The 12,777-nt window shown below is 58.2% G+C and carries 9 protein-coding genes; 2 read left to right on the top strand and 7 right to left on the bottom strand.

Annotated features, from left to right (window positions below):
- Positions 1-65: 65 nt before the first annotated feature.
- Entirely contained in the window at positions 66-1,142 is a 1,077-nt protein-coding gene (locus tag HME9302_RS10255; RefSeq protein ID WP_115366932.1) for a PepSY-associated TM helix domain-containing protein, read from the bottom strand.
- Complete coding sequence (locus HME9302_RS10250; protein ID WP_115366931.1) at positions 1,142-3,274, bottom strand: TonB-dependent receptor; 2,133 nt, start codon at positions 3,272-3,274, stop codon at positions 1,142-1,144. Before HME9302_RS10250 ends, HME9302_RS10255 begins: the two co-directional genes overlap by 1 nt.
- Positions 3,275-4,246: 972 nt before the next feature.
- Between HME9302_RS10250 and HME9302_RS10240 the strand changes: the two genes are divergently transcribed.
- Positions 4,247-4,945 carry a response regulator transcription factor gene (locus HME9302_RS10240; protein WP_115366929.1) on the top strand — a complete coding sequence of 233 codons (699 nt, stop codon included), beginning with the start codon at positions 4,247-4,249 and terminating at the stop codon, positions 4,943-4,945.
- A 69-nt stretch (positions 4,946-5,014) separates the two neighbouring features.
- Here the strand turns inward: HME9302_RS10240 and HME9302_RS10235 are convergent, their stop codons facing one another.
- Both HME9302_RS10235 and HME9302_RS10230 read right to left on the bottom strand, forming a co-directional pair.
- Complete coding sequence (locus HME9302_RS10235; protein ID WP_230079962.1) at positions 5,015-7,771, bottom strand: TonB-dependent receptor domain-containing protein; 2,757 nt, start codon at positions 7,769-7,771, stop codon at positions 5,015-5,017.
- A 105-nt stretch (positions 7,772-7,876) separates the two neighbouring features.
- Complete coding sequence (locus HME9302_RS10230) at positions 7,877-9,484, bottom strand: hypothetical protein (RefSeq protein ID WP_326833165.1); 1,608 nt, start codon at positions 9,482-9,484, stop codon at positions 7,877-7,879.
- Positions 9,485-9,673: 189 nt separating this feature from the next.
- On the opposite strand from HME9302_RS10230, the gene HME9302_RS13305 reads away from it, so the two are divergent.
- Positions 9,674-9,838 (top strand): hypothetical protein, encoded by a 165-nt coding sequence (locus HME9302_RS13305; RefSeq protein WP_181815740.1) that lies wholly within the window; start codon positions 9,674-9,676, stop codon positions 9,836-9,838.
- A 1-nt stretch (position 9,839) separates the two neighbouring features.
- On the opposite strand, the gene HME9302_RS10225 is transcribed toward HME9302_RS13305, so the two are convergent.
- From HME9302_RS10225 to proS, 3 genes are all read right to left on the bottom strand, one after another.
- Positions 9,840-10,445, bottom strand: coding sequence for a DUF1989 domain-containing protein (locus HME9302_RS10225; protein ID WP_115366928.1), 606 nt, complete (start codon positions 10,443-10,445; stop codon positions 9,840-9,842).
- Positions 10,442-11,212 carry a guanitoxin biosynthesis heme-dependent pre-guanitoxin N-hydroxylase GntA gene (gene gntA, locus HME9302_RS10220; protein ID WP_115366927.1) on the bottom strand — a complete coding sequence of 257 codons (771 nt, stop codon included), beginning with the start codon at positions 11,210-11,212 and terminating at the stop codon, positions 10,442-10,444. The genes HME9302_RS10225 and gntA overlap by 4 nt, the downstream gene beginning before the upstream one ends.
- Positions 11,213-11,361: 149 nt before the next feature.
- Positions 11,362-12,678, bottom strand: a complete 1,317-nt coding sequence (gene proS / locus HME9302_RS10215; RefSeq protein WP_115366926.1) for a proline--tRNA ligase — start codon at positions 12,676-12,678, stop codon at positions 11,362-11,364.
- Positions 12,679-12,777: the final 99 nt, after the last annotated feature.

The following is a 12,777-nucleotide window of genomic DNA, read 5'->3' as shown; positions in this document are numbered from 1 at the left end:
TCACTTACCTCGCACCTCAAACAATGCCCAAAGCGGACTTTGGAGTTGAATATCTCCGAACCGGATTAGGGGGCCGCCTTTGCTGGTCGCAGGATACTCTCCGGTCGATTGTTGAATTTACCGGTCCAGAAGGACCAGCTCGCGAAGAGCCCGAGCAGCACCAGAGCCAACCCTGCGAAGGTCATAGAAATCCGCCAGAGGATGCCACCAACCTTGGCGGCGTGTATCGGGTAGAACTTCTCGACAACTGCAGAAGCGGTGTCACCCATCGCCGGATCATCTTTGGCAACGACGATTCCAGTCCTTGGCGCGACCCATGCATAGCTTCGACCGTTGGGCGTCCACTCAAAGTCCTGCCGGAAACGAATGGCAATCGGTTCTTCAGGAGTTGGAGGCAGCATCAATCGACGAGCTGCAGCCGAAGGAAAAGCCGATTGAGCGTTGGCCATCACAGCTGCCCAATCAGTGCTTCTGCCGACGGATGCGAGGTCGGTCGGAAGTTCAGGCTTGGGATCGGCAGTCGTGACCGGTGACAGCAGCGCGGAAGAGATCGCCGGGAACACCATCATCGTGCCAGTGGCAGCCGCGATGAGCAACAAAGGCGATGCGACCACACCCAAATCGCGATGGTGCCTGACGATTGCGCTAGCCGTGTAGCGCGCCGGCCAAAGGCGGAACCGGAAGGTTTGTTTGGTACGCCACCAAAGGATCGCCCCTGTGATGGTGAAGGCCAACAGGATGATACCCAGAACTCCGGTAATGGTTTTTCCAACTTCGCCCATCAGCAGGTAATGATGTAGTTCGAACAACCACAGTTCCGGCCGCTCCCAGATCCCCGACCAGCGATCAACAACGATCCCCTCTTGTGCGATGTACGCACCGCTTCCGTCTGCGTAGATTGCCTGGTGCAACCCTATCTCCTCGCCAGCAAACGTAACGCGGGAGAGTTCGGGTGCGGTCTCAACGGCAACTTCGATCGCTTTGGCCAGTTGGGCAGTGTTGCTGGTTGGTGCGTCGTTGGCACCTTCCAGCAGGATCCAGCTGTCTTCCCAGAGGAGAACGGTGCCGGACAGGCCGATTACAGCCAGCATCATACCGACCAAACCGCCTGTCCAGCGATGTAGAAGCGACAGAAGCTTCATCAGAATTTGCTGCGCAAGCTCAAGGTAAAGGTGCGCCCGCGACCAGAGAAGAAGCGGTTGTTATCGGTTACCCGGACCGTATCGCTGTTGTAGGTGACGTAGAACTCGTCGGTCAGGTTCTGGGCTGCAAAGGAGATATCCCCGAAGTCCGCACGGTATGAAATGAATGCATCGAGCAGCGTGTAGCCTTCAAAGTCCGTAGCCATAGAAACATCGTTGAACTGACGCTCCAGGTACATACGCGCTTGCGCCCGAGCGCTGAAGCGTCCCGTTGTGTAATCGGCTGCTAGGTTGACGCGGTCGGGCGACATGTTTGCGCCATCTAGATCATCGTCGACGAGGCCATCGTCGTCCGCATCCGTCTGCCCTTCAAGCGCCGCGTAGCCCCCGCTCAACAAAAGGCCGGTAATCGGCGTCTCCCATGCGAGACTTGCCTCTAAACCCTCGATCTCGATTGGCTGACGCTCGACTTCGAATACATCATTTCGCAGGACGAGAAGCGAACCGAAGTCGCTCGACGACCAGAAGTAGCTGGCCGAAGCCTTCAGAGCGCCTCGGTCCCATTCGAGGCCCAGCTCGCGATTGTTCGAGACCACCGGCTCAAGGGAAAGGAAATTGTCAACGTCGATTCCCGGCTTTGTAATCCCGCGAAGGATGCGGCCGACATCGGCGATTGTGAAACCTTCGGCATAATTTCCATAGGCCCTAAAGCCATCGATTGGCTCGATGATAATGCCGCCGTTCAAAAGCACGTCGTCGAACGATGGTGAGCCACCCGCGACATCCACGGATCCATAGCTTGCGAGCGTCGTGAAATCATCAACGTTGAGTTCGACATTCTCGTAGCGAAGACCGCCCGCCAGACGCACTACTCCATCGGCCAAGGTCAAATTGCCCTGTAGGAAGGGAGCCAGGCTCCGAAAATCGCTCTCAGGTACCCAAACGCGATCGGTTTGCACGAGAGACTGCGTGGTACGGTCGAACAACGCATCGAAACCGGCGGTCAACACAAGGTCTTCAAAGCCTGGAAGCGCGCGTTCGTAGCTGACCTTTGCACCGAGCTTACGTGACCGGTTGGCCGACTGATCGAAGAGGGTTCCGCTTGGATCGATAGCTGGATCCTGAAAGATTCTAAATGCACCGCCGCCGAAGACGTCGCTGGTGCGGCTATAGAAGCCCTGCAACACGAAGGTGCCGCCAGCGAGGTCGGGGTCGGTCAATGAGGCTGAAAGCAGTTCCGCGGTGTTCGAAGGCGGCGCGCCCGGCGTTTCGCCACGTTCGCTGGTAGATGGAATGCTGGCCGAGCGGTCGCCGGTAACGGAAACATAATTGGCATTGCCTTCGAGTTCGAACCTGTTCGCGACTACTTCAAAACGGGCACCAGTCGCGAGATCGTAGCCGAGGCGACCGAAAACCGACCAACTATCGCTGTCCTGGATTTCACCCTGAGTGCCATCGACCCCGATGCGATTGCCCGCGCCATCGAAGAATGCTCCGCGCTTCTCAAGCGTAACACCAAAGCTCGCATCGAACGATCCGGCACGATAACCAACCAATGCGCCTGTTTTCACACCAATACCCTCGCCATCGAAGCCATTGGGAAGCGTAACCTGCGAGAGGGTACGGAAAGAGACGCCGTCTTCGCGTGGCGCGCCGGCAGTTACCTGGTTCACCACGCCACCTGTGGCTCCGATACCCTGAAGTGCATTCGAGCCGTAAATGACTTCAACGCGATCGATGAAGAACGGGTCGATCGTGTAGCCGTCACGTGAACCATCGCGAACGGGCGTCGACTGGGGAATGCCGTTGATAGCATAAAGCGGAGCACGCCCACGCAAGCTTTCCCCTGCTCCCGACAGTTTCTCCCGGGTGGGAGAAAAGGACGGCAACAGCGCGGAGACTGCGTCGACCGTCGAGCCTGAAACCAGGACCTGCCTTTCGAGCGCTTCGCGATCGATAATGTCGACGGTCAGCGGTAGCGCGCTAGCGGGTAGCTGCGTTCGAGCGGCGGTGACGACAATCGTATCCTCCCCATCCGTGTCGGACGACACCACTCCTGCAGCATCGGTGGTTTGCGCGAAAACGGGCGAAAGCGGTGCCAGCGCAAGCGCGCCAACCAGATAGCGGTACATCGATAGCTCCCTTGATATTCGCCACCACCTAATCTTTCTGCGACTAATTCGCAATAGCAATATAGGGACTTGCTTTCAAGGAGCGTGTTTACCGCAATAGTCGGCTTATGGACCGCTCGTTGACCGGCCTCTCTTGGTGACAATTCGGCAAAAACTGCCGTCGAACAGCTTACTTTTAATCAGCGGATGCTAGCTTCGATCCCTAGTGCGTCCACCACGTACCCCGCAGAATTACCAAGGTTTTTTGCCGGTTTGGCGGCGCGAGCTGCAGGGCTTTCTGCGTTTTAGATGACGCGGGGGAGTAACTGATGCTCTTGCAGCCGCAGGCTTCAAATAGGGGCATATATTAAGCACGGCCCCGCGACGGCTTCCAGATAGGTTTCCGCCATCTTACTGCACCGCTTCACGCGAGCGACCCATTCAGCTGAGGAACGGCGGTAGCCTCTGTCGGCTATATCTCTCCAGCCTGGGGCTACCTTGTCGCTGTAGCCCACCATCAGGGCCTGCGTTAATGGTACCTTCTATAGTCGCATCCACCGCATTGCGGCAGCGCTTGAGGCGCTCTTTGAATTCATAGCAGCGATTGAAATACATCTCACACATGTTGCGGATGTGGTCCTCCTCACTCATTGGCAGAACAGCAAAGGGGTGGCGTCGTAGATAGAATTTGCACGGCTGCAGGGTGTAAAGGGATTGAGCCAGGCTCAGGTAAGCCAATATTGCCTTATGCTGGCGGTCAACTTCAGCTGTGAATTGGTTCGCCATCTGGTGATGCCTCTTCGCATGCTACAAAATCTATCGTTGAGATGACGAAAGTCTGAAAATTTCGGCAGGGTATCGCTTGCACAGACGTAGAGCCAGTGCACTCCGCAACTCATTGTCGATGTTGACGTAAGGTTTCGTCGAGGGAGCCAAAAAAGGCAACGAAGGTTTAAGTTTCGTAACGAGCCTGTCACAACGCTGTCGCATATCATGCTCGAGGAATTTGAGCTGATGCACACGATCAGGATACTTTCGACGCGCGACTTCATGGATGACGCCCCGACGATATTATCGGGCGGTATGGTCTATGAATTCGAACGGCTGGATATTGACGGTCTGGATTCGCTGAAAAGCCAGTCTGTATGGGTCTATATCGATTGGATCATGCCTGAAATTTCCGGCCTTGAACTCTGCCATCGTCTTCGTGCCATTCGCTCGGCGGATCAGACGCGCATTACCCTCATGCTGGAACGTGATCGGCTGGAAGATCGCCGTCGCGCCATCGATGCCGGGGCAGATAACTACCTGATCGAACCGTTGACCCTCGACGTTATCACCGCTCAGATCGCCGCCATCAGCGGGCAGGCCATGACGGATGAAGGCGACCGGTTGGCTATTGGCCACCTGTCGCTCGACGAACAGACTTCGATTGCGTTCTGGAAAGACGAGCCGCTATTTCTCAGCCCGACGCTCCTCAGACTGATGAAATATTTCATCGAGAACGCCAACCGGCTCCTGACCCGGGAGGAAATACTGGCCTCCATCAATGTGGCGGGCCAGGAACTGGATGCGCGCAGTGTCGATGTGGCCATCAGCCGCATTCGCAAGGAATTACGCAAGGTCGGGGCAGGAGCGATTTTACGCACGGTCCGTTCGCGCGGGTATGTGCTCGATCTGCGGATCGGCTGACCTAGTTGGTGTTAAAAGAAAAACGGCCGCGCGAACTGCAGCCGATCCAGCTTCAACAGCGTTCAATTATCAAAATTCGGCAGATACACTTAATGAAAATGCAGTGCCGCGTTCGTAGCTGTTGATCTCGATACGATCGGTACCGTTGGACTGAAATTCCTCAAAATCCCGGCCGAAAATGTTGCGTATTTCCGCCTTCACTTCGAACTCCCGACCGAAGAGCGTGGCCAGTTGGCGGCCGACCAGATCGACCTGCAGGCCGGGCTCCTCGACAATATCCGGCAAGGCGTTCGTCCCGCGGCTCGTCACCCGCTTGCTGCCATAGGATAGCAGCAGGGTCAGCTGCTGCAGCCGGTCCAGATCTTCGAACCCCAGCTGCAGATTGGCGAGATGGTCGGATTGCCCGGTCAATGCAGCGCCGTCGCGGAAGAAGTCTGATGCCGGCCGCGTGCCGCCAGGAAAGACATTGGTCGTGTCTTCGTCCGCAACGGAGATTTCCGACTGAGTATAAGTGTAATTCGCGGACACGACCGCCTGCTTGGTCGCGAACCAGCCGCCCAGGGTGTCCAGGTCGAAACTGGCCTGCACATCCACTTCTGCGCCATACAAATTTGCGCTTGGTGCGTTGGCGAAGCTCGTCACCTGTTCATTGTCGGAAAAGCTGGAGAACGCCTCTATCGGGCTGTCGATTTCCTTGTAAAAACCGGCAATGGACAATTTCTTGTCTCGTTCCAGATAGTATTCCAGTCGCATTTCGGCGTTGAACAATTCACTATCGGTCAGGAATGGGTTGCCGTTGAATTGCCGGTTCGTTTCCGGATCGAAATAGGTCTGGAATACCAGTTCGCGAAATTGCGGGCGGGCGATGGTTTTGGACGCAGCGACGCGCAATTGCAGCCGGTCGCTCGCCTCGAAAGTGACGGTCGCAGCGGGAAGGAAATAATCGTTCGACAGCGCGGTCAACGCGCTTGATCCCAAATCGATGTCGAACACATTGATCGGATTGACGGTTTGATCGGCAGTTTCATATCGCACCCCCAAATCGATGGTCACTGTATCGACCGGGGCGATCTGCAATTTGCCGTAACCTGCGTGAATATCCAGCGCAGCGGCGAAGGCGGGGTCGGACTGGGTTGTTTCGATAAGCCCGATATCAAAGAAATCTATGACGGCATCGCCCAGCAGGAAATCGGGCCGGAACAGCCCCACGCCGTCGGGAAAGCCGGTGTCGGCGTCGAAGAAGAACTCGCGCCGTTCGGACCGCCGGTCGGTATCGGTGTAGGCATAACCGACAGTCGCCGCCAGCCAGTCCGTCACCGGGTAACTGACATCGATCCCGCCATAATAGAGATCTTCGCGCAGCTGCGAAAAGGCAACCGATGCGAAGCCGCGCTGCCGGTCCAGTACGTTGACGAAGACTTCGCCGAAAGGATCGTTGGGCTCGTTGGTGCGGACATACTGGAATGTGTATTCGAAAGGCGCCTCGCGCTGGGTCTGCGCGTAACCGGCCCGTATATCGACGCCGAGCCGCCCGAATTCCAGCTCACCGACGAACTGCGTGTCGAGCAGTTGACGCTCGAACCAGCCGGTATTCTGGATCTGCTGCGAAAACCCTGACTGGAAATCGTCACCGAACGACAGTTGCGCCTGTTTAAGCGTGTCGCGGATGTAGAGATTGGTGAAGCGGAACTGGTGTTCACCGATCTCCAGGCCGAAACCGAGCAGGCCGTTCACCACGACGCGATTGTCGGTAGTGAAATCGCGGAAATCGGTGTCGAGATCGAGGTCCGCATTGACCGCGCTTTGCGAGGTGATGACCCGGTTGCGCCAGCTATTGCTGATCGATGCGGTGGCGATCACGCCGAACCGGCCATCGCCAAATACATCGAATGACGTGCCCCCGGTGATCGAACCGCTGAAGTTGGCGGGAACCCCGTCCAGCCTCTGCGTCAGGACTAGATTCGGATTGCCCAGTTCCCGTGCGATAGCCTGCTGATCGACGCCGATATCCGACAGGCGCGCTCCGCTGTCGAAAAATGTCTGCAGGCTGGGCGGTGTGTCGCGCGTTCCATCGTCGAAACCAAGCCAGTCGAGATCCGATCCAAAAAACGCGAAACCCTGCTGCCCGGTGGTTTGCGTGTCACCGCTGATCCCGCCGCCGATCTTCAGGAAGCCTTCTTCGGGGACGGCACGGGTGGTCAGGTTGATTACGCCACCGCCGAACTCGCCGGGAAAATTCGCGGAGTAGGTTTTTTGCACCAGGCTGGATGCGATGATGCTGGTGGGGAATATGTCGAGCGGAACCACCCGACTTAGCGGTTGGGGGCTGGGCAATGGCAAGCCGTTAAGCAGGGCCAGCGAATACCGATCGCCCAGGCCGCGCACGAAGACGAGCCCGTTGCCGCCGGTCGAAAGGCCGGTGACTCGGCTCAGCGCGCCCGCGATATCGCCTTCGCCGGTGCGCGCGATTTCGGTGGCGGACAGGACGGAAACGACCTGTGTGGAACTGCGCGTCACGTCGCGGTTGCGGCGTGCGGTAACGACGATGGTTCCACCGCCCGGCACGGATATGTCGGGATCGCCCACGTCCTGCTCATCCACGTCCTGCCCCTCCGCGTCTGGCACATTGCCATCCTGCGCATCGGGGGGAGGAATAAGGTCCTGCTGACCGTCCGCTGGTGCGACCTCGCCAAATTCCTCTTCGTCATCGCCGACCGGGACCGCGTTCACATCCTGTGCGAATGACGCTGCCGGAATAGTGAGCGCGGAGGTGAGGAACAGGACGCGTGTCATACGCTTGCCGATTGTCTGTGCCGCGGTGGACATGTCGGGATGACCCCTTCAAAAATTGCTTCAGAAGCAGGACGCAAATGTCCCGAAAATCGGTCCGGGCGCGGTAGGCATCCCCGCCACGCCCGGTCTGCGATCCGATCAATAGATCGGTAGGGAGGCGCAATTGCCGGTATTGTCGTTACCGAACGACACCGCAGAGGAATTGCAGGTCCATTGCGTGAACCAGCCATCGTTCTCGTCACGCACCGCGCCCACATAAGCGAGGTTCTCGAAGAACGAGCCGAGAGAGGTGGCATTGAACGCGCTGGCGCCGCTTTCGTTGCTGCCATTGATGAACAGCATCCCGAGGGTGTTGATGAAGTCGGCAATATTGTTCGATCCGGCATCGAAGCGCGCCTGAACCTGCGCGGCGGTTACGCCGCCGCTTCCATCCCGGAATGCCGATGCGCAGTCGAGCACGGTCGATTCGAAGCGTACGGGGCCTGCCTCATCCGCGCCTGCACCCGCAGCGCGGAGCGTTTCGGGCTGGTCCACCCGGATGCAGGGCACCCCGCTATCGGCAACGACCACGGTATTGGCGATCGTATAGTCGGCCGCCCCGCGAATGCGGATTGCCTGCGACGCGCTGGCATTGCGGTGCTGGAACACGGCATTCGATATAATCGTGTTCTGACGCGGTGTCTGTTCTTCCAGGCCGTTGGTGGAGTCGGCCTCGATAATCGTATCGCCTGCGCCCTGCCGCTGAATAGCGATAACCTGCTGCAGATTGGCTTTCACTCCGGTATCCGTATCGATGGAGTCGTCTTCCGCGCCGACCACGATCAGCCGTTTGACATTCACGCGGCCACCGAAGAATTCAACGCCGTCATCCGAGCTGTTGTAGCTCATGATATTTTCCAGCACGGTCCCGGAACCGGAGCCGCCGGTTGTAAGCGATTGCAGCTCGTTGTCTCCGGACAGGACGAAGCCGGAATATCTGATCTGGACGAACTTCATGGAACCCGAGCTGTCACCCGGTGTGGCGCCGCCGAACAGCGCCGGCTGCGCCGCACCTTCGACCTGGCGTTCACATCCAGTGGTACCAGGCGTTGCGCCCGGCGCGATACAATCGGTGACCGGCGCACGGCCGCCCAACACGACGCCGCCCCATTGGCCGGACGAGCTGTCCGAATTCAGCCCCAGCACGTTGTCACGGCTGGTGAAAATGATCGGTCGCTCGGCGGTTCCTTCTGCATCGATCTGGTTGCCGCGATTGACCATCAAAAAGGCGGCGCCGCTGGCGTAAACCATCGCACCTGGTTCGATGGAAAGAGTAACATTGGTGTCCGCCGCCGATGCGGTCGGACCACCATCGGTACCGACATCGACGCGGCCGGGCATCCGGTACAGCAGGCCTTCGATGTAAGGCAGTGTGGAAGATGTGTTGAACCGCGCCGGCATTGCACAGATGCGGTATTGGCCGGTCGGACCGCTGATCGTGCCTTCGTCGGTCAGGCCCTGCGCATCGCTGATGGTGGGACACCCGCTCGCAGCCGATACCGTCTGAGTCGGTGTAGGCGTTGGGGTTGGTGCAGGTGTTGGTGCAGGATTATTGATTATGACGTCACCGCCTGTCCCAGGTGAGGAGATTTCGTCTGGACCACACCCGGCCAACGCCAGCGCACTACAGCCCATAAACAGTACACGATAGGAAGTTTTCATGGCGAAATGCCCCTCGATTGCGTCGAAACAACGGCGATTCGTCATCGCTCGATCAGTTGACTAGGGCATTGCTGTGACAGTTTTCTTTCAGTCGAAATTATTACTTTTATTGACGCAATATTACAAATAAATCTGTTTTGTTACAGCGTTGGGTTAAAACTGTGGGAAGTATTGGTGTCATTTGATTGTCATAGAGGTTGTTCAACTCTCCGATGGTCGAGAGGGTATCACAACATGCGCTTCAGGCGTCTGGATCGCGGGGAGGGCGGTGCCAATCCGGATAATCAGTTCGTTAATCTAGAAGGCGTTGCCCAGTATCTACCTGAGCAGATCGACCGGTTCGCCGGGGACCTGGAACACGCGCTGGCGAGGTTGGCGGAGAAAGCGGCGAAGCTATAATTTAGGTAGCTGCACCGTCCCTGGTGATCCGATAATCGATCGGGCGGAAGCTGCCGCCGTTGGACGCGTAGGCGGAACAGGCAGTCAGCCCCACCACAAGATCCATCTCCGCCCGCATCGTAATGTAGTCCCCAGGCTTACTACTAGGCGGGAGGACTTCCAGCTGCCCGGTCTTGCCATTAACCGGAACGTTCATGAAAATGTTGAATGCGCACGGGATTGCATCCGCCTCGATGCCGTAAGGCGCCAGTGCTTCTGCCAGATTGCCGAAGCAGCCGCGATGGACAGGCTTGTCGGGATAAAAATGGCGGAACGTGTCTGTGCTGCAGGGGGTAAGCAGAAAATCGTGCCGACCGACGGTATCCTCGATGATGGCCAGCATCTTACGCGAACGGTTGGACCACAGCACATTGCCCTTAGTAAGCGATATCGTTTCCTCGTAATCGAAGGTGCGCCCGTTCGAGATCACCTCGCGCACGTCGTCTTTCCCGTAAGCAAGCATATCGGACACCTGCATGCCTTCCGGATCGATGACAGTCAGCAACTCACCCTTGGCAAGCGTGAAAGCCGCCCCGCTGCGCGGCGGGATGCTCGTTGTGTCGTTCATGTATCGGCGCGCTTATCGGAAAACGGGCATTGCCATTCGCCGCCGACCTTGCGGCCACTATACTGCGCCGCTTCGCTACGTTCACCGTGGCGCGCCAGCATCGGGTTCACATCGCCGGCCAGTGCCACATCGCGGTCGAGAATGGCAGAGCGGAGCCGTTCGTAGCGGCCCATAGTGCGCAGCTGTTCGAACTGGTCGTGCAGGTTGAACACAAGCACCGGACGCTGGAACCGCCGTGCAGGGCGCGAGGCGGCGGCATGCATTCCGACCACGAAATAGGCCTGCCCACCGAAACTCAGGCCGAAGTGCGGATCGTCGGGATCGGGGCTGACGGTATCGTCGTAATCCTGCTCCAGCCAAACATCCTTGTCGGCAAGCGACTGGAGCCGGGTCCACAAATGCTTCTCGAACTCGGCTTCCTGCATTGCGGGTGCATTCCGGAAAATGAAAGCGAGCGAGCGAAATTGCGGCGGGGTCATCGGGCGGCCCGATGTTTCGGCAAATTCTTCCGCATCCTTCAGTTCGTCCGCATAGTCGCTGGACCAGTTCAGCAATTCACGATGAATGCGCAGATCGTCCCACCCGCTGGTCAGATCGTGACAGACGACCGTTTGCAGGGTTCCCCGTGCCAGCGCCGATTTCGCGCCCACGCATGGGAACTCCGCATCGCGCACGTGATCCTCGAAAGCACGCGCCAACACCGCATCATCTGCCTGTTCGGCTACACTTTCGGCATTCGGCAGGCTGGTGATGGTCTGTCCCCTCATGAAGCTGCAACGCCATATTGGATGGAAGGTTGCGAACCGTAAGGGATAGCTATCAAACGTTATGCGCAAGCTACTCCGACCGCTTGGGCACTGTTTCGGTGTTGCTGCCAGAGAATGGATATTGTCAGAAGCGACATTGCTCAGCACGGTCAGCCGGTGAAGCGCGCAATCAGTTCATCGTATGACAGGTCTTCCCGCTTGCCCGTGGCGCGGCATTTCAGTTCGAACGTGCCGCGCTCGACGCCCTTGGGTCCGATGACGACCTGCCAGGGCAGGCCGATCAAATCCATCGCGGCAAATTTCGCTCCGCCGCGATCGTCGCGATCGTCATACAGCACTTCGATGCCGGCGTCGGTCAGCTGGCGGTAGAGCTTGTCCGCAACCGCCGCGCTGGCTTCGTCGTTGGCGCGAATATTGATGATGCCCACTCTGAAAGGAGCCACCGCTTCCGGCCAGACGATCCCGGCATCGTCATGCGAGGCCTCGATGATCGCTCCGACAAGGCGGGAGATGCCCACGCCGTAACTGCCCATTTGCGGCGCAACCAGCCCGCCATCTCTCGCCTGCACCTTGAGGCCCATAGATTCTGAATATTTGGTACCGAAGTTGAAGATATGGCCGACCTCGATCCCGCGCGCTGTCCGTATCTGGTCGGCCAGTTCGGCTTCGCGGCTTTCGTCGCGCATTTCGTCGGTCGCAGCGTAATGGCTGGTACGCTCCGCCACGAAGGCATCGATAGCGCTATCGTCAGTGGCATCGGGCAACTCATATTTAGCGTTCGCATCCCATTCGCGGTGATAGAATACGTCACTTTCGCCATTGCCTGCCAGAACGATGAACTCGTGGCTCATGTCCCCGCCAATCGGACCGGGATCGGCTTTTACGGGAATCGCGTGCAAACCCATCCGCGCATAGGTGCGCAGATAGGCCACATACATCCGGTTGTAGCTCTGGCGGGCCGATGCGTTGTCGAGATCGAAGGAATAGGCATCCTTCATCAGGAACTCGCGCCCGCGCATGACGCCGAACCGGGGGCGGATTTCGTCGCGGAACTTCCACTGGACATTGTACAATGTGCGCGGCAGGTCGCGGTAACTGTTCATCGAACTGCGCATCAAAGAGGTGACGACTTCCTCGGCTGTCGGTCCGAACAGCAGATCGCGGTCGTGCCGATCCTTGATCCGCAGCATTTCCGGACCATAGGCTCCGTAACGCCCGGATTCCCGCCACAATTCGGCGGGCTGGATGGTGGGCATCAGCATCTCGATGGCGCCAGCGCGGTCTTGTTCCTCGCGCACGATTCCGGCAATCTTGTCGAGCACGCGAAGCCCCAGCGGCATCCAGGCATAAATGCCTGCAGCGACCTGTCTGACGAGTCCGGCACGCAGCATCAGCTGGTGGCTGGCAATCTGCGCCTCGCTCGAGTCCTCGCGGAGCAAGGGCAACACGTATTTCGATAGTCGCATAGAAACTTTCTGGTCTTGGCCAAGCGCCGGATGGAGCGGTTCGCTGGCTATTGCAGGGCCGCAGGGTTGGCAAGGTTCGAATGCGGGGTTGGCCGACAG

The sequence above is a fragment of the Alteripontixanthobacter maritimus genome, assembly GCF_003340475.1.
GTDB classification, from domain to species: domain Bacteria; phylum Pseudomonadota; class Alphaproteobacteria; order Sphingomonadales; family Sphingomonadaceae; genus Alteripontixanthobacter; species Alteripontixanthobacter maritimus.
This window is presented reverse-complemented; position numbering and strand designations above follow the sequence as displayed.

Bases quoted from the DNA above. Each gene is read 5' to 3' on its own strand.
- HME9302_RS10255 (WP_115366932.1), bottom strand. From the start codon at position 1,142: ATGAAGCTTCTGTCGCTTCTACATCGCTGGACAGGCGGTTTGGTCGGT.
- HME9302_RS10235 (WP_230079962.1), bottom strand. From the start codon at position 7,771: ATGTCCACCGCGGCACAGACAATCGGCAAGCGTATGACACGCGTCCTG.
- HME9302_RS13305 (WP_181815740.1), top strand. From the start codon at position 9,674: ATGCGCTTCAGGCGTCTGGATCGCGGGGAGGGCGGTGCCAATCCGGAT.
- HME9302_RS10225 (WP_115366928.1), bottom strand. From the start codon at position 10,445: ATGAACGACACAACGAGCATCCCGCCGCGCAGCGGGGCGGCTTTCACG.
- HME9302_RS10250 (WP_115366931.1), bottom strand. From the start codon at position 3,274: ATGTACCGCTATCTGGTTGGCGCGCTTGCGCTGGCACCGCTTTCGCCC.
- HME9302_RS10230 (WP_326833165.1), bottom strand. From the start codon at position 9,484: ATGACGAATCGCCGTTGTTTCGACGCAATCGAGGGGCATTTCGCCATG.
- HME9302_RS10240 (WP_115366929.1), top strand. From the start codon at position 4,247: ATGCTCGAGGAATTTGAGCTGATGCACACGATCAGGATACTTTCGACG.
- gntA (WP_115366927.1), bottom strand. From the start codon at position 11,212: ATGAGGGGACAGACCATCACCAGCCTGCCGAATGCCGAAAGTGTAGCC.
- proS (WP_115366926.1), bottom strand. From the start codon at position 12,678: ATGCGACTATCGAAATACGTGTTGCCCTTGCTCCGCGAGGACTCGAGC.